Genomic DNA, 15,803 nt, shown 5'->3' on the forward strand with positions numbered 1-15,803 from the left:
TAAAATCTGGGTTTTAATGATGAAATAGATCATCAATTATTTTTTGGCTGTACTATCTGCTGCGGCCGGAGCAGTGACAGCATTAGGATTAGCGTTGTATTTTTTATTCAATCCTTCGATCACAGATTGGGTGACGTCAATGGCATCTGTAGCATACCACATGGCTCCGCCACGGGTGTAGCTTAGAATGATGTCAATACCGTTTTCCTTAGCATATTCTTGCATGTAGGTTTGAACTTGCTCATAAACATCATTTAAAAGCTTTTGCTCATCTACTGAAAGTTCCTGCATTAGGTTATTTCTGTAAGTCATCAGGTTTTGCTCTTTCTGAACCAATTCATCCTGTTTTGCACGAATTTGATTCTGAGTCATATTACCTCCTGTTTGCTGGAAAGTAGCTACTTCCTGTTCAAAACCTCTTGCTCTAGATTGAAGATCTGCATCAAATTTTTTACCCTTTTCGGTGATTTCTTCAGATTTCTTTTTGAAGAACTCATACTTATTGATGACGGAATCAGTATAAACGAAGGCTACTTTCATATCGCCAGCCGCAACTCGCTCTTCAGATGTAGAATCAGAAGCAACAGATTCGGTCTTTTGACCGCAAGAGTAGAAAAGCACTGAAGCCAAACCCAGTACTCCGATAAATTTCAATCCTTTTTTCACTTTTTTTTGATTATAGTTGACAGGTCGCAAATATAGATAAAGTATTCATTTTGCAAGAATCACCTTTATTTTGATCTATCCGATTAAAAATTGGTCTCAGAAATAGAGGTCTTGCGCTAATCTATAAACCTGCGCATGAGCATCAATAATATCTTTAATGTGCTTGCTATACCCACCTCCCATACAACACATGACAGGTGCTTTGATTTCTCGGGCCAAAGTCAAGACCATTTTATCCCTTTTATATACCCCGTCTATTGTCATGGACAATCTCCCAAGTTGATCTGAATCCAAGACATCTACTCCGCATTGATAAATGATAAAGTCAGGCGAAAAACGATTCAATATGTTATTCAACTCTTTTTCCAAAACTTTCAAATACGCATTATCCTCCGTTCCATCTGGAAGTCCAATATCCAAATGTGAGGTCTCTTTGCGATGGGGATAGTTTTTTTCCCCATGCATACTGAAAGTAAATACATCGACGCTATCCTGAAAAAGCTCTGCTGTGCCATTTCCCTGATGTACGTCCAAATCAACCACCAAAACTTTTTTAACCAATTGATTTTGAATCAAATAGTTGGTTGTGATTGCAATATCGTTTAGCAAGCAAAAACCCTCTCCCCGATTAGAAAAAGCATGATGGGTGCCGCCGGCTATATTCATGCCTATACCAAATTCTAAAGCAAAAAGAGCTGCCTGCACTGAGCCACCCGCAATTTGTATTTCTCTTTCGACCAATTCTTGACTCAATGGAAACCCTGTCGCTCTTATTTCTGATTTTGAAAGTTGAAGAGATTGCAGTTTCTCAACATAAAAGGTGTCATGCGTATTCAAGATCCACTTTGTGTCGATTGGCTTTGGTTCAAAAAAATTAGAGTCAACCACTGTACCCTCATACCGAAGCTGATCCGGAAGTAGAAGGTACTTTTCCATAGGAAATCGATGTCCTACGGGTAATGGATGCGAGTAAGTAGGTGACCAGGCGATTTTGAGCATAAAAAAGGCGTCAGTAAAACCGACGCCGCAAAGGTATGTTTTCAATAAATTTAGAAAATATCAAATTTCATCTTCCTCGGTTTGGAATGAATATAAAGTTTCATCAAGAACTAACGTGTCATCGTTGAATTCTTGAATAAATTTAGCAACCACCTTCTCATTGATTTCTTCCACATTCAAAGCGGCATCCAAACCTATCCCAAAATCATGATTGGTATCCAAGTCAACAAATTCTTGAACCTTAACAGCCTCTTCTTCCTCCAAATCCATGATAATCTCTGTTATGAACCATCCTATTTCTTCTTCCTCGCTGGAAAGGGGCTTCATATTTCCGTTTTCATCTTCCTCGTAATTGATTCCTTTAAAATTGGGAAACTTTTTAGCGGCTTCATGCTCAGCAAGCTCATAAATCTCACTCGCATGATGCAGCCTCAACGTGTACAATGCTGCGTCATAAATCACTTCTTTTCCTTCATACTTTCCAATGAAATAGAAGTTTACAAATTCCTCAGAATTTTCGTCATCCGGAATAATTTTGAAATTTTTACCGGATTTTTTCAATTCGGCCCTGAGGTTTTCAATATGAGTTGGATCAAATCCAGGATTAGTAAAAGGCATGTCTTAAAAATTTAATTCAACAAGAAATCTCTATAGTCAGTTTGATAGGGTATAAAGCTGACTTAATATAGTCCTAGAAAGTAAAGTAATAAAATGTTTTCAAAAAAATTTGATCATGAATTTGTTAATAAACTGCTAAAGCAGAAAGAAGGCAAGTCCTTGGATTTCAAGCTAAAGATTACTTCTAAAGAAAAAATTGCAAAAACTATTTCGGCATTGGCAAATTTAGAAGGTGGATTTATCCTGATTGGTACTTCTGACCAAGGCAAGATCATAGGTATAGATCCTGAAGAAGAAATGTACATGATCTCAGCTGCCAATGAAGAATTCTGTATTCCAAAAGCATCAATCTCCCTCCATGAAGTAAAAATCGACGATGAAGATCTTGAAAAAGAGGAAAAGTCTGTTTTGATAGTAGAAGTTAATCCTACTCAAGGACCCGTTATTTATGTAAATCACAAAATTGGAAAACCCAAAGCCTATCGAAGGGAGAAAGATAAAACCTTAGCTATCTGAATCAAGACTATTTCCGAATATTCCATTTATCAGACTCAAAACAATCGAAAAAACAAAAGCCCACCCAAATCCATCGACTGTAAATCCTGAAAGTAACTCTGCTGCTAAAAGAATCACAAGTGCATTGATCACCAATAGAAATAGGCCAAATGAGATTAAGGTGATGGGAAAAGTTAAAATCACCATCAATGGTTTGAGAGTGAGGTTTATCAAAATTATGACCGCAGCCAGGAGGAAACTTGTCAGCCAAGAATCCACCTTAATCCCGGTCAATAAATAATCGGCCAGAAGAACTGAAATCCCCCCCACTAATATCTTGGACACTATTGATTTAACTTTTCTTTTTTGCTCCATAACGCCAACTTTTATGAACAACTGTAAAAATGACTTAAATCATATTTTAAGTGTTTTATACCTTAGATGGAAATTAGGAAAATATTGGATCTCAAAACCTATCTTTGTATCTAAATTCAAACCATTACCCGAGTGATTATCATTATCTTCTTCTTACTTCACTGGTATTTCTCCCTGTTTTGCCAGAGTTTCTTCCTTCATCGTTATGCTGCTCACCAAATGTTTGTGATGAGCAAGTTTTGGGAAAAATTCTTCTATTTCTTCACTTGGATATGGCAAGGTAGCTCCTACCTCTCCCCAAGAGCCTATGCAATTCTTCATCGAATGCATCATGCTTACTCGGATACACCAAAGGATCCCCATTCCCCGCATCATACCGAGAACCTCTTTACTATGATGTGGAAGACCAAGAATATTTACAATGACTACTTCAGCTTCAAATTGAAACCTGAGGAGCGTTTTTCTAAAGACATCCCTGACTGGAATAAGTTTGACAAGTTTGCAGATAATATGGCCATAAGACTTGGATGGGGAGTTTTTTATGTAACTCTTTACGTGGTATGCATTTCGGTTTTTGAATTACCTGGCACACATTGGTGGATGTATTTTCTTTTGCCGATTCATTTCCTGATGGGACCTGTTCATGGCGCGATTGTTAATTGGAGTGGTCATAAATACGGCTATTCTAACTTTGACAACAATGATCAGTCTAAAAACTCACTTCTCTTGGATGTATTGATGCTCGGTGAGTTGTTTCAAAATAATCACCATAAGCTCCCAAATAGACCTAATTTCGCTGTAAAGTGGTATGAATTTGATCCAACTTATCCGGTTGTAAAACTTTTACACGCCACCGGAATAATTAAATTAAGGACTGCCTAACTCTTAGGTGAAATAAAAAAAGAAAGCTTCTCGAATGAGGAGCTTTCTTTTTTTTGACTGTTTATCAAGAGGTTAGTAAATAAAATCAACTAAAAGGTAAAAATATTTTTGAGTATTTTTTGAAAAAAAGAAACTAAACGAATAATTTACTATCGAATTAAAACTTAACACCTTATGAAACCATTAACCAGAGCAGAGGAAGAAATCATGCAGATCCTCTGGGATATCGAGCGAGGCTTCGTGAAAGATATCCTAACACCAATGACTGAACCAAAACCTGCTTACAATACGGTGTCCACCATTGTAAGAATTCTAGAAAGAAAAGGCTTTGTAAGTCATAAATCTTATGGCAAAAGCCACGAATATTTTCCAATAGTTTCCAAGGATGAATACAGAACGTTCATCATTAAGAGAATGCTAGAAGGCTATTTCGAAAGCTCTTTTGCTAAGATGACTCAGTTTTTCAAAAACGATGAATCACTGAACACCAAACAATACCAGTAATTTACTTTAAGTGGATAAGCATTAAGAAACCCCGGCCTTTTGGACCGGGGTTTCTTTTTTTATTTGATATCCTTAAGCAGTTCTTCCACTGCTTTTTGGAGTTGTTGATCTATGCCTTTATCTATATTTCCAGGCATATTTTTCACCTCAAACTGAGGACGGGTTTCATTATTTTCGAGCCATTCACCTGCTTTATTTTTTGCAGAAATCGGCACAGCGCCCCAACGGGTTCCATCCGGAAGACTTTCCCATCCTGCAAAAGAACAGGTTCCAGGTGTCGGCATTCCCACAGTCTTACCAATCTTCAAATCTGTGTAGCCACAGGCAAAGCAATGACCATCAGAGTAGTTGGCTTCGTTAAACATCGCCAATGTGGGCTTAGTCCATCTGGCTGTAGGCTCTCCTCCCACTACTTTGTCTGCTGTGGCATAGGTCAAAAACGACTCACCTGTGAAAAACATGGCCAAATCAGCCACCAAGTCACCCCCTCCATTGAATCGGGTATCAACCACTATGCCTTCCTTTTCATAATACTTACCCAGCATGTCTTCGTAAACGTTTCGGTAGGGTCCGTCACTCATTCCAGGTATATGCACGTAACCCAACTTACCACCACTTAGCTTTTCTACCTCATCTTGATTCTTTTTCACCCAACGCTTGTAGAGCAATTGATTTTCAGCTCCCAGTGATATAGGTTTTACCGTGTATTGGATTCTGACACTTGTCTTTGGGTCCAAGACTTCAATCAAGGTAAATTTGTCTGCCTTTCTATTTAGCAGCCTTGCAAAATCCAAATCCGGTGTAATCAATTCCCCATCGATTCGCTCGATAATCATACCCACAGAAACTTTGATATCAGACTTATCCAATGGACCCCCGGGAATGATTTCTGTAATCTTAATGCCATTACCGGTATGCTTATAGTCAAAGAATACTCCCAAAGCTCCTGTAGCATCGGCCATTGATACCGATCGGCTAAATCTCGCACCTGCGTGAGAAACATTCAGCTCACCAATCATTTCGGAAAGAAGCTCAGCAAATTCATAGCTATTTCCGATATGAGGCAAATACTTTTGGTAAGCCGGTTTGATCGCATTCCAATCTATTCCATGCATATCAGGCGTGTAGAAGATCCCTTTGGTACGTAACCACACATGTTCAAAAAGATGCGCTGTCTCTGCATTTTTATCAAACGTCATTTCGCCAGCAATCTTGATTGCCTCCCGTTTCATTCCTTCCGGATTGATTTTGGCTATACTTCCATCAGCAAGTAGGAATAGATTTTTTTGGTCCTTATCCCATACCAATCGGCCGGAATTTGCATCTAACGCAATTTCCTGCTTTGTCTCTTTGGTTCTCAGGTTGGTTGACCAAAGGTTCATTCCTTTTTCAAATCGGGCAAGGTAGTAGAGTTTCTCCCCGTCCTTGGAAAGTACCGCATCTCCCATGTTAGACGAGTGAATGGTCAATCTGGCCTTTCGATCCTCAATTCCTTCCCAATCAAAAACCAGTGTTTCAACCTTTTTATCATCGGCTTTTACATCTGATTTGGATTTATCTTCGGTCGAAGCAGGCTTTTTGGCCTTTTCAATCTCCTTCACTAATTCAAATTCATCTTTGGTCAATCGAAACTTGTCCCAAGCAGCCTGATCAAAAAACAACGCATAAACATCCTCTTCCATCCTTCCACTGGTAGCATAGCTTCTCAGGCCATCCCGATTGGAAAACCAGATCATCTGCTTGCCACCGTTTACCCACTTGGCATTGTCATCGGAATAGCCGCTTTGGGTGAGTTTTCGCATTTTCTCTTTTCCGGAAGCATCCAAAAGCACTACTTCAGAATTGGTCATGGTCGGTCGATAGCTTGCAAGGAGCCACTTGCTATCCGGACTCCAAGTGAAATACTGATCGCCGTCACTCATGTGAAAAAGCAAGTCAGGCCCCATCAAGGTCACAGTCGCTTTGGTAGCCAAATCCATGACTTTCAGGCTTCTTCTTCCTTCTACATAAGCCAATTTCTTCCCGTCAGGAGAAAATTTAGGCAAATAAGCATCGCTTGCCAGACTTACCATTGGCTCTTCTTTCAGCAGAGTAGCCGCAAAGAAAAAAGGCTCCTCTGACCTTACTTTGGAACTTTTATAAATCTGCCATTTACCTTCACGCTCAGAAGCATAGACCACCGACTTTCCATCCGAAGCAAATTCCACAAAACGTTCTTGCTCAGGTGTATTCGTGATTCGTTTAGTTAGCGAACCATCCACTGAAGTGACAAAAACCTCTCCTCTCGCAATGAAGGCAATTTCTTTTCCATCAGGAGAAATAGACATTTCCCTCACTCCACCATTGATGGAGATGTAATTATCCGGATTTGAAATAGCTTGAGTAGCGATGGATACTTGTACCTTTTTAGGTTCACTACCTTTTCTCATCGTGTACAATTCCCCGTCGTAGCTGAAACTCATCATTCCGTCTTTTGCTATAGACAGAAACCGAACAGGGAAATTTTTAAATGAAGTCAATGCCTGAGTTTGGCTAGGGTTACCTACAGGCATGCTGTAGATATTAAAGCTGCCGCTAGCCTCGCTGAGGTAGAAGATTTCCGATTCGTCAGGTGAAAAAACCGGATTACGGTCCTCCCCATAGAATTTGGTCAGCATCACATGCTTATTTGTAGCAGCATCATACATCCAAATGTCACGGGCAATACCTGACTGATGATGCTTTCTCCATTCGTTTTCACCGCCTTTTTTATCATGATAGATCATCTTAGATCCATCCTTGGAGCTTTGGACATACTCCGCAGAAATAGTCCAAACTTGGTCTACTCTGCCACCCTTTCTATTTACTTGATACAATTCCGGCTGAGATCCAGTCGGGTACTGACGGTGCTCAGCCAAGTCCATTCGGGCTGCTCCAAAGATCACTTTCTGATCATCTGAACTGAAGTCAAAAGGCATCTCATCGGTCGAATGATAGGTCAGTCGAGTTGCTTCTCCCCCACCGGCACTCATGACAAACACGTCAAAATTGCCATAGCGATCGGAAGCAAAGGCGATTTGCTGCCCGTCACGTGACCAAACAGGCTTAAAGTCATGCGCTTCGTGGTAAGTCAGTTGAGTAGCTTTACCACCTGCACTTGGAACAAGGTAAAGGTCGCCCTTGTAGGTAAAAACAATCTGGCTTCCGTCTGGAGATATGGATGGATAGCGAAGCCAATTAGGAGCTGTTTGGGCTTGCGTAGTGTTTCCTAAAAGAAGAGAAGCACTAAAAGCCAGAGTTAGGAATCGTTTTATCATAAACATTAAAAGGATTTGTGCGAAAGTAAGCAAAATAATCAGCCACTATCATGCGGCTTTCTGAAGAGTGGTAATGCAATAATGTTGCGCAACATAAGCAAAAATTCAATCCAAATTGAAATTTCCATACTCCCCCGATAACCCTATATTTGCGGGCAATTAAATAAGACCTTTTCCCAATGAATTCATTTATACAAGAGCTGAAATGGAGAGGAATGCTCCAGGACATGACCCCAGAGATCGAGGAGCACCTTGCCAAAGGAATGGCTTCCGCCTATTTGGGTTTTGATCCTACGGCAGATTCCCTTCACATAGGCCATTTGGTGGGTGTGATGACTTTGCTCCATTTTCAAAGAGCAGGTCATAAGCCATTCGCTTTGGTAGGTGGTGCTACCGGTATGATTGGTGACCCGTCTTTCAAATCTGCTGAGCGAAATCTCTTGGACAAAGCCACGTTGGATCACAATGTGGCCTGTATCCAGGGTCAGCTTTCCAAGTTTTTGGATTTTTCTGGCGCCACTTCCAACAAAGCAGAATTGGTCAACAATTACGACTGGATGTCTCAGTTTTCTTTTCTGGATTTCATTCGGGATGTTGGAAAGCACATCACAGTCAACTACATGATGTCCAAAGACAGTGTAAAAAGAAGACTGGAAGATGGAAACGGGCTCTCCTTTACTGAATTCAGCTACCAGCTGATTCAAGGCTATGACTTCTACCATCTTTGGAAAAATAACAACTGCACCATCCAATTGGGCGGCTCGGATCAGTGGGGAAATATCGTCACAGGTACCGAATTGATCCGCAGAATGGGCGGAGGAAGTGCTTTTGCCCTTACGGTTCCCCTGATTACCAAAGCAGATGGTACTAAATTCGGTAAAACCGAAAGTGGTTCTGTTTGGCTTGATCCGGAGAAGACTTCTCCTTATGCTTTCTATCAGTTTTGGCTGAACGTCTCTGATGAAGATGCCTCCAAATACATTCGCATTTTTACCGTTTTGGATCAGCAAACCATCGAAAACCTGGAAGCTGAACATGCCCAAGCGCCTCACTTGAGAACACTCCAAAAGGAAATCGCCAAGCAAGTGACCATCATGGTCCACAGTCAGGAAGACTACGATATGGCGGTAAAAGCTTCCGAGATTCTTTTTGGGAAATCCTCTACAGAGGACTTAGCTTCCTTGGATGAGCGAACATTCTTAGCTGTATTTGAAGGTGTTCCTCAGGTGCAATTGAGTAAAGAAGAATACGCCTCGATTGAGAATGTATTGGATCTTTTCGGTGAAAAAACCCAAGCTCAAATTTTCCCATCCAAAGGAGAAGCCCGCAAAATGATTCAAGGTGGTGGCGTTAGTATCAACAAGGAAAAAATTGCTGATCCCAATGCTCCATTGACCTTCAGTCTATTACAGAACAAGTTTCTTTTGATCCAAAAAGGAAAGAAAAACTATTACATTCTGGAAGTAAAATAAATCTCCTGACTATCAGTAAAAAGGCCTCAATCACAAAATTTGAGGCCTTTTTTTATTGAACACGATTCGAAAAACACTGCTTTTTTGACCTTGATTTAATATCTTTGAGTTCACTTTTCAACCAAGATTATCAAACCCATGGCAGGAGAAAAAAACAAGGAAAAACTCATTCTAGATTCAGCAGTAGCCCTGTTCACTACCAAAGGATATAATGCCACTCGCATGGAAGATGTGGCCAAGCGGGCAGGAATCAGCAAAGGTTTGACCTATTTCTATTATAAAAACAAGGAGGATTTGTTCATGGCATTGACCAAAAAGGCCTTTGATCAGTTTAAGGAAGAATTTCGTGAATCCTTCCGCTCCAAAGGAAAAAACGGGTTGGAAATGATCACCGATTTGGTGCAACGAATTTGGGTTTTTGCCAAAGAGCAACCGGTTTATTATCAAGCCATCCTTCACTTTTTGGACGTGATGAAAAAGTACACCAATCCAAAGCTGAGACATGAGATAGATCCCTTGATCCTGGATTCTACCCATTTCCACAAGCTATTGGAACTCCACCACGAACCTGCTAGAATAGGAATTCAGATGGTATCTCAGGGAATCAAGGATGGAAGCATCCGTCCAGAACTACAGCCTGAAATCACCTTTTACACCATTTGGAGTATGATTATCGGTTTCGAAAAAATGAGCGGACCTATAGAATTCGAAGGGAAGGAAACCAAAATCAGTCCTGAATCTTGGCAACCCGGTTTCATTAAATTAATGCAGGATATGCTGAAAGGAACCGTGCAGGCTAGCAAACCGCAAATTGTGCAAGCAAGTTTATTCTAAAACAAGAAAGGCTGTCAATAGACAGCCTCTCTTATTTATCTGCTTTTCCAAAGCTCTTTGAGTTGCATTCCATTGACCAATAATACAAATCGGGCGGGATTAGGGACAAGGACAATTCGCATGTCTACCTTGCCCAGTTGATCAGACTCAATCGGCACACCTTGATTACCGCTCACTTCATAGGTGATGATACCTTTTGCATCAGGCAGCATTTCCTTGTACTGATTGGCCAAGTAGGCAGTTGGAAGTAAAATATCCGTATCAGATTTCAGTTTAGCATAAATTTTCTCCAACTGGGGTTCGAGTACTTCTTCATACGCATCGTTGAAGTCGTCCTCCAGATCATGTAATTCTTCTTCCAGATCATCATAGCTATCATCACTATAGTCCATTTGACTAAGCTCATTTCGTTTTTTGACAATTTCGGTAAGCTGCTGATCTAACTTTTCCCAATTCATGGAGTAAAATTTGTTTTGTTAAAGTACAAAGATGGCTAATCCTGAAGTTTTCGCCGAACAAATGAACGATTATTCACTGACCAAAAGGATTTTTCCGTTTCTGCCAGGCCTTTCATAGGCCTCGATAGCGGCTTTAAAGTCCGAAAGCGGAAACTTGGCTTCAATATCCACCTGAGAATTTTCATTCATCAAAAAGCCAAAAACGGTCTGAAAAGCCTTCATCCGAGCATCTGCCGCCATTTCTTCCATCCATGTACTCAACCAAAATCCCTCAATTTTCAGGTTTTTGAAAATCAGCAAACCACTGTTTACGGGCATATTTTCCAAAGCCAAAGCGCCAAAAACCATCATTTTGCCTTTGGGTCTCAGGCATGCCAACGCTTTTGCGCCTAGCATACCTCCTACGGCATCAAAAATCACATGAACTCCGCCTTCGGTTTTTTCAGGAACCACTCTCTGGATTTTTTCTGTTTCAGTATTGATCACTAGGTCAGCACCAAGTTTTTCTAAAACTTCTTTTTGAGCATCATGTCTGACTGTGGCAGCCACTTTAATTCCTTTGGCTTTTGCCATTTGAATAGCAAATTTTCCAAAAGCGGAAGCACCTGCCGTGATCAATAACCAATCTCCTGCTTGAAGTCCTGACTCCTCGATCATGCCGTATGCGGTCATCGGATTGACAAAAGCCTGACAGGCCACTTCATCCGGCATTTGAGGAGGTATAGGAATTACTAAAGCTGCTGGAACACAGACAAATTCTCTCCAAGTCCCGATGGCTGTAAACATCACGCGGGTATCGGCTTTTACTTTACCGGTTTCATCACCCTGCTCCACAATTCCACTAGCCTCAAATCCTGCGCTGCTAGGCAATTTTGGTGTGATGCCATACATCCCGCGCACAAACATGATATCAGAGGGATTAATATTTCTCGCTTTTACTCGGATCAAGACTTCGTGAGGCTTAGGATTAGGTACTGCACTTTCTCTAAGTTGGAGCACTTCTAATGGGTGCCCAGTTTGTTCAAAAATCAGTTCTTTCATTTGGTGTTTATTTGGTCTATTTGGGTAAAATCAATGGGTAATTGCATGTTTCTCTGGCTTAATTTTCCCTATCTTTTGGAAGTAATATAACCCAAAACTCATGGATTTATCTTCAGTTTTTTCTTTGGAAGGAAAAGTTGCCCTCATCACAGGTGCAAGCAAAGGAATTGGTTTTGCAATCGCTGAAATTTTTGCAGCAGCAGGTGCAAAAGTAGTCATCAGCAGCAGAAAACAGGACGCATTGGACGAAATGGCCAAACAGCTTTCATCCAAAGGATATGAAGCTACAGGCATAGCCTGTAATGTCGGCAACATGGCTGAATTACCCATTTTAGTCGAAAAGACAGTTGAAAAATACGGAACCATCGACATTCTCGTCAACAATGCAGCTACCAATCCGGTATTTGGTCCAGTCCATGAAACCAGCCTTGAAGCATTTGATAAAATCATGAATGTCAATGTAAAAGCAGCTTTTGAACTTTGCAGGCTTTGCTACCCCCACCTTAGAAAGTCATCTGGAGCCTCGGTCATCAATATTTCGAGTATAGGTGGAATCTCTCCCGAGCATGGTTTGGGGATTTATTCTGTATCCAAAGCTGCCTTAATTTCTCTTACCAAAGTCTTCGCCAAAGAATGGGGCGACTCCAAAATCCGTGTCAATGCCATTTGTCCCGGCTTGATTCAAACCAAGTTCTCGGAAGCACTTTGGACCAATGAAAAAATCATGTCCATGATTATGAAACAGCTTGCGATCAAACGCGCCGGCACATCTGAAGAAATCGGTGCCATGGCTCTTTTCTTGGCTTCAGCAGCTTCTTCTTATACCACCGGAGGAGTCTTTACCGCCGATGGTGGCTTTACCATCTAATTTATCCTAATGCATCCAGCCCAAAATATACCTCAAGAAGCTTTACCCCAACTTCTTGAAAAATACCGTGAGTTTGTCAAGGAAGAGCTTTTTCCGATTGATCTGAAAGTCGTTCAGGGGCCTTTTAAAAGTTTCCTTCCAATCTTAAATGAACTTAGAGCGAAAGCAAAAGAGCTTGGTCTATTTGCTCCTCACCTATCCACACAGGATGGAGGCGTCGGATTGAATCTGGTTCAGTTTGCTCAGGTTTCTGAGATTTTGGGCCAAAGTCCGATTGGCCACTACGTATTCAATTGTGCTGCTCCTGATATCGGAAACATGGAGTTGCTCCATCTTTTCGGCACCGAAGCGCAACAATCAACCTGGCTGAAACCTCTTCAAAAAGGTGAAATCCGGTCATGCTTTGCCATGACCGAACCCAAAATGCCAGGAAGTAATCCGGTTCATTTGGGTACCATTGCTCACCGCGAAGGAAATGACTATGTGATCAACGGACACAAATGGTTTACTACCGCTGCCGATGGGGCCAAATTCACCATTGTGATGGCTCTAACCAATCCCGAGGCCGAAAACCCTTATCAGCGGGCAAGTATGCTATTGGTTCCTTTGGATAATCCAGGCTATCAACTGATCCGAAACATTCCGATTATGGGTGAAGCGGGAGAGGATTACCTTTCTCACGGAGAGGTGAAATTTGAAAACTGCCGGGTACCAGTATCCAACCTGATCGGAAAAGAAGGACAAGGATTTGCATTGGCACAAGAACGACTTGGACCCGGTCGAATTCACCACTGCATGCGTTGGATTGGGATCTGTGAGCGGGTTTTTGATCTGATGTGTAAAAGAGCCATTTCACGTCAACTAGATCCCGGAAAAGCACTTGCTGAAAAACAGACAATCCAAAATTGGATCGCAGAAAGTCGTGCAGAAATCAAGGCCAGCCGACTGATGGTGATGGATACTGCACAGAAAATGCAGGAATTGGGAGCCAAAGCGGTAAAGGAGGATATTTCCACCATTAAATTCTTTGTCGCAGACGTCCTCATGAAAGTGATCGACCGTGCCATTCAAGTCCATGGAGCTTTGGGAATCACGGACGATACATTGCTTTCGTTTTGGTACCGACACGAGCGTGGCGCAAGAATCTATGATGGTCCGGACGAAGTGCATAAATCAGCCTTGGCTAGAAGTATTTTGAAAAATTACTCGGGAAAATGAATACTGACTTAAACTTCGATTCCCTCAACTCTTATTTGGCAACTGCCTTTTCATGTCACGCATCCCAAATCACGATTACCCAAATTTCTGGTGGCTATTCTAATTTGACTTTTTTGGTGGAAACACCCGAACAAAAACTGATCTTAAGAAGACCTCCTTTCGGAGAAAAAATAGCCAAAGCCCATGACATGGGCCGAGAGTTTCGGATTTTGGAAAGCCTAGAAAATGCTGGCTATTCCAAAAGTCCAAAACCTATCTTGTTTTGCGAAGACGAATCTGTTTTTGGCGCTCCGTTTTTTCTGATGGAGTTTGTTGACGGATTTATCCTTCGGAATAAACTCCCAATAGGCATCGATTTTAAAGAAGAGGATTTCAAAACGCTGTCTAAAAATGCACTAGACTGCTTGATTGAACTCCACAGTTTGGAACTTGAGGACTCAGGCTTGATTCAGCTTGGAAAACCGGAGGGGTACACCCATCGTCAAGTAGAAGGATGGTCAGAACGCTATTTTAAAGCCAAAACCCATGAACTTGCCTACATGGAGCTGACCGCTGCTTGGCTAAAGAACAATTTACCTGAACAGGAAATCGTTTCTTTCATCCACAATGACTTTAAGTATGATAATCTGGTCTTAGGCCGAGATTGTAAAACTGACATTCAAGCTGTTTTGGATTGGGAAATGGCAACCGTAGGAAATCCACTGATGGACTTAGGAACAACCTTAGCCTATTGGGCTCAGGATAATGATCCACAAATTCTGAAAATGTTTAATCTGAGCCACCTTCCCGGAAATTTCACTCGACAGGAAGTCATCAACTACTATCACAAAAAAACAGGTCTATCCATGGATCAGATGACTTTTTACTATGCCTTTGGATTGTTTAAAGTAGCGGTGATTGCTCAACAAATATTCAAACGTTATTCACAGGGCTTTGCCCAAGATCCACGATTTTCAGCTTTAATCCATGTAGTAGAGGCAGCTGGAAAAATGGCTCAAAACTCTATCCATACCCAAAAAATCTAACAATATGCCTATTCATAAAATCTGTATCCTTGGCGCAGGTACTCTTGGTTCACGAGTTGCTCTCCAATCTGCTATTTCAGGCTTTGAAGTCCGTGTCTATGACATCAATCAAAAAGCCTTGGATTTCGGCCAAAAAACTATGGAAAAGATCCTTCGCCAACTGGTCAAAGCGGGACAATTGAATGAAAGCCAAGTCCCGGAGATTTTTTCCAGAATCCAATTTACACTTGATCCTTCTGAGGCAGTGAAGGACGCTGATTTCATCAATGAAAACGTAACCGAAGAAGTGGATATCAAGAAAAAAGTCTGGAAGCAGTTTGGTGAGATCGCTCCTGAAAAGACCTTGTTTACTACCAATACTTCTTATTTGCTCCCTTCCATGTTTGCGGAGGAAAGCGGCCGTCCTGCCAAGTTTTGTGCATTTCACTTTCACGATGTGTTCTATTCCCGAGTAGTAGACATCATGCCACATCCGGGCACAGATCCAGTTATGATTCCGATGCTCGAAGAGTTGGGAAGAAAACTAAATCAAGTTCCAGTATTGGTCAAAAAAGAAAACCCCGGCTACATCTTTAACACCATGCTGATGGCTTTAATCGGAGCTGCTGGAAAGCTATTAACCCGCGAAGTAGGAAGTATCGAGGATATTGACCGCTCTTGGATGGTCAATTTTCATATGCAGATGGGACCTTTCGGAATATTAGATTCGATAGGGTTGGATACAGCTTGGCATGTCACTCACAAGATGCCGGATGCTGCTTCTCAGGCATTTGCTTCACTTTTGAAAACTTATATTGATCAGGGAAAACTTGGTGAGAAAACCGGAGAAGGATTTTATTCCTATCCCAATCCTATTTATAGAAATCCTGATTTTGTGAAGGAAACTTGAATTCCTCTTTTATCCTGCTTCTCCAGAAGCAGGATCCTCAAGTTTGGCTAATTTCTGGTATGAAACGCTGCTGCTAGTGTAGGATTATCTGATTTTTTGAGTGCTTGTAATTTTTTCTGGATGTTGACGAAGTCGGAGAAATTGATTTTTGAGGCGTCAGCCC

Annotated in this window: 16 protein-coding genes; 9 read left to right on the plus strand and 7 right to left on the minus strand. The window is 41.4% G+C overall.

The features are described 5' to 3' along the window. Window positions 1-36: 36 nt before the first annotated feature. The 3 genes from ACFPIK_RS04325 to ACFPIK_RS04335 all read right to left on the minus strand — a co-directional run bounded on the left by ACFPIK_RS04325 (window position 37) and on the right by ACFPIK_RS04335 (window position 2,283). The gene (locus ACFPIK_RS04325; RefSeq protein WP_377912584.1) at window positions 37-666 is read right to left on the minus strand and encodes an OmpH/Skp family outer membrane protein; all 630 of its coding nucleotides are present in this window, start codon (window positions 664-666) and stop codon (window positions 37-39) included. A gap of 96 nt (window positions 667-762) precedes the next feature. Next, window positions 763-1,665 (minus strand): histone deacetylase family protein, encoded by a 903-nt coding sequence (locus ACFPIK_RS04330; protein WP_377912622.1) that lies wholly within the window; start codon window positions 1,663-1,665, stop codon window positions 763-765. Window positions 1,666-1,725: 60 nt separating this feature from the next. After that, window positions 1,726-2,283, minus strand: coding sequence for a hypothetical protein (locus tag ACFPIK_RS04335; RefSeq protein WP_377912586.1), 558 nt, complete (start codon window positions 2,281-2,283; stop codon window positions 1,726-1,728). Between the two features lie 93 nt (window positions 2,284-2,376). On the opposite strand from ACFPIK_RS04335, the gene ACFPIK_RS04340 reads away from it, so the two are divergent. After that, on the plus strand, window positions 2,377-2,799 hold the full coding sequence (locus ACFPIK_RS04340; RefSeq protein WP_377912588.1) for an AlbA family DNA-binding domain-containing protein: 423 nt from the start codon (window positions 2,377-2,379) through the stop codon (window positions 2,797-2,799). Here the strand turns inward: ACFPIK_RS04340 and ACFPIK_RS04345 are convergent. Further along, window positions 2,788-3,153 carry a phage holin family protein gene (locus ACFPIK_RS04345; RefSeq protein WP_377912590.1) on the minus strand — a complete coding sequence of 122 codons (366 nt, stop codon included), beginning with the start codon at window positions 3,151-3,153 and terminating at the stop codon, window positions 2,788-2,790. The genes ACFPIK_RS04340 and ACFPIK_RS04345 overlap by 12 nt on opposite strands. A gap of 132 nt (window positions 3,154-3,285) precedes the next feature. Between ACFPIK_RS04345 and ACFPIK_RS04350 the strand changes: the two genes are divergently transcribed. Both ACFPIK_RS04350 and ACFPIK_RS04355 read left to right on the plus strand, forming a co-directional pair. Then, a complete protein-coding gene (locus tag ACFPIK_RS04350; protein WP_377912592.1) occupies window positions 3,286-4,035 on the plus strand; it encodes an acyl-CoA desaturase in 750 nt (249 codons plus the stop codon). A gap of 174 nt (window positions 4,036-4,209) precedes the next feature. Continuing rightward, on the plus strand, window positions 4,210-4,539 hold the full coding sequence (locus ACFPIK_RS04355) for a BlaI/MecI/CopY family transcriptional regulator (protein WP_377912594.1): 330 nt from the start codon (window positions 4,210-4,212) through the stop codon (window positions 4,537-4,539). A gap of 59 nt (window positions 4,540-4,598) precedes the next feature. On the opposite strand, the gene ACFPIK_RS04360 is transcribed toward ACFPIK_RS04355, so the two are convergent. Continuing rightward, the gene (locus ACFPIK_RS04360; RefSeq protein WP_377912596.1) at window positions 4,599-7,841 is read right to left on the minus strand and encodes a S41 family peptidase; all 3,243 of its coding nucleotides are present in this window, start codon (window positions 7,839-7,841) and stop codon (window positions 4,599-4,601) included. A 173-nt stretch (window positions 7,842-8,014) separates the two neighbouring features. On the opposite strand from ACFPIK_RS04360, the gene tyrS reads away from it, so the two are divergent. After that, entirely contained in the window at window positions 8,015-9,307 is a 1,293-nt protein-coding gene (gene tyrS, locus ACFPIK_RS04365) for a tyrosine--tRNA ligase (protein ID WP_377912598.1), read from the plus strand. A 138-nt stretch (window positions 9,308-9,445) separates the two neighbouring features. Next, entirely contained in the window at window positions 9,446-10,141 is a 696-nt protein-coding gene (locus tag ACFPIK_RS04370; RefSeq protein WP_111392916.1) for a TetR/AcrR family transcriptional regulator, read from the plus strand. A 35-nt stretch (window positions 10,142-10,176) separates the two neighbouring features. On the opposite strand, the gene ACFPIK_RS04375 is transcribed toward ACFPIK_RS04370, so the two are convergent. Next, window positions 10,177-10,599, minus strand: a complete 423-nt coding sequence (locus ACFPIK_RS04375) for a hypothetical protein (protein WP_377912600.1) — start codon at window positions 10,597-10,599, stop codon at window positions 10,177-10,179. A 69-nt stretch (window positions 10,600-10,668) separates the two neighbouring features. Next, on the minus strand, window positions 10,669-11,640 hold the full coding sequence (locus tag ACFPIK_RS04380) for a zinc-dependent alcohol dehydrogenase family protein (RefSeq protein ID WP_377912602.1): 972 nt from the start codon (window positions 11,638-11,640) through the stop codon (window positions 10,669-10,671). 100 nt (window positions 11,641-11,740) lie between these two features. Between ACFPIK_RS04380 and ACFPIK_RS04385 the strand changes: the two genes are divergently transcribed. Genes ACFPIK_RS04385 through ACFPIK_RS04400 form a run of 4 tightly spaced genes read left to right on the plus strand, consistent with a single transcriptional unit; the run spans window position 11,741 to window position 15,640 of the window. Further along, entirely contained in the window at window positions 11,741-12,508 is a 768-nt protein-coding gene (locus ACFPIK_RS04385; protein ID WP_377912604.1) for a glucose 1-dehydrogenase, read from the plus strand. Window positions 12,509-12,517: 9 nt separating this feature from the next. Then, window positions 12,518-13,726 carry an acyl-CoA dehydrogenase family protein gene (locus ACFPIK_RS04390; RefSeq protein WP_377912606.1) on the plus strand — a complete coding sequence of 403 codons (1,209 nt, stop codon included), beginning with the start codon at window positions 12,518-12,520 and terminating at the stop codon, window positions 13,724-13,726. Beyond that, entirely contained in the window at window positions 13,723-14,751 is a 1,029-nt protein-coding gene (locus ACFPIK_RS04395; RefSeq protein WP_377912608.1) for a phosphotransferase family protein, read from the plus strand. The genes ACFPIK_RS04390 and ACFPIK_RS04395 overlap by 4 nt, the downstream gene beginning before the upstream one ends. Window positions 14,752-14,755: 4 nt before the next feature. Then, a complete protein-coding gene (locus ACFPIK_RS04400; RefSeq protein ID WP_377912610.1) occupies window positions 14,756-15,640 on the plus strand; it encodes a 3-hydroxyacyl-CoA dehydrogenase in 885 nt (294 codons plus the stop codon). Window positions 15,641-15,803: the final 163 nt, after the last annotated feature.

The sequence above is a fragment of the Algoriphagus aquatilis genome (genome assembly GCF_042657405.1).
Classification (GTDB): domain Bacteria; phylum Bacteroidota; class Bacteroidia; order Cytophagales; family Cyclobacteriaceae; genus Algoriphagus; species Algoriphagus aquatilis.

What these genes read in the sequence shown, in the direction of transcription:
- ACFPIK_RS04330 (WP_377912622.1), bottom strand. Translation starts at nt 1,665, where the DNA reads ATGCTCAAAATCGCCTGGTCACCTACTTACTCGCATCCATTACCCGTA.
- ACFPIK_RS04335 (WP_377912586.1), bottom strand. Translation starts at nt 2,283, where the DNA reads ATGCCTTTTACTAATCCTGGATTTGATCCAACTCATATTGAAAACCTC.
- ACFPIK_RS04340 (WP_377912588.1), top strand. Translation starts at nt 2,377, where the DNA reads ATGTTTTCAAAAAAATTTGATCATGAATTTGTTAATAAACTGCTAAAG.
- ACFPIK_RS04345 (WP_377912590.1), bottom strand. Translation starts at nt 3,153, where the DNA reads ATGGAGCAAAAAAGAAAAGTTAAATCAATAGTGTCCAAGATATTAGTG.
- ACFPIK_RS04355 (WP_377912594.1), top strand. Translation starts at nt 4,210, where the DNA reads ATGAAACCATTAACCAGAGCAGAGGAAGAAATCATGCAGATCCTCTGG.
- ACFPIK_RS04360 (WP_377912596.1), bottom strand. Translation starts at nt 7,841, where the DNA reads ATGTTTATGATAAAACGATTCCTAACTCTGGCTTTTAGTGCTTCTCTT.
- tyrS (WP_377912598.1), top strand. Translation starts at nt 8,015, where the DNA reads ATGAATTCATTTATACAAGAGCTGAAATGGAGAGGAATGCTCCAGGAC.
- ACFPIK_RS04370 (WP_111392916.1), top strand. Translation starts at nt 9,446, where the DNA reads ATGGCAGGAGAAAAAAACAAGGAAAAACTCATTCTAGATTCAGCAGTA.
- ACFPIK_RS04375 (WP_377912600.1), bottom strand. Translation starts at nt 10,599, where the DNA reads ATGAATTGGGAAAAGTTAGATCAGCAGCTTACCGAAATTGTCAAAAAA.
- ACFPIK_RS04380 (WP_377912602.1), bottom strand. Translation starts at nt 11,640, where the DNA reads ATGAAAGAACTGATTTTTGAACAAACTGGGCACCCATTAGAAGTGCTC.
- ACFPIK_RS04385 (WP_377912604.1), top strand. Translation starts at nt 11,741, where the DNA reads ATGGATTTATCTTCAGTTTTTTCTTTGGAAGGAAAAGTTGCCCTCATC.
- ACFPIK_RS04390 (WP_377912606.1), top strand. Translation starts at nt 12,518, where the DNA reads ATGCATCCAGCCCAAAATATACCTCAAGAAGCTTTACCCCAACTTCTT.
- ACFPIK_RS04395 (WP_377912608.1), top strand. Translation starts at nt 13,723, where the DNA reads ATGAATACTGACTTAAACTTCGATTCCCTCAACTCTTATTTGGCAACT.
- ACFPIK_RS04400 (WP_377912610.1), top strand. Translation starts at nt 14,756, where the DNA reads ATGCCTATTCATAAAATCTGTATCCTTGGCGCAGGTACTCTTGGTTCA.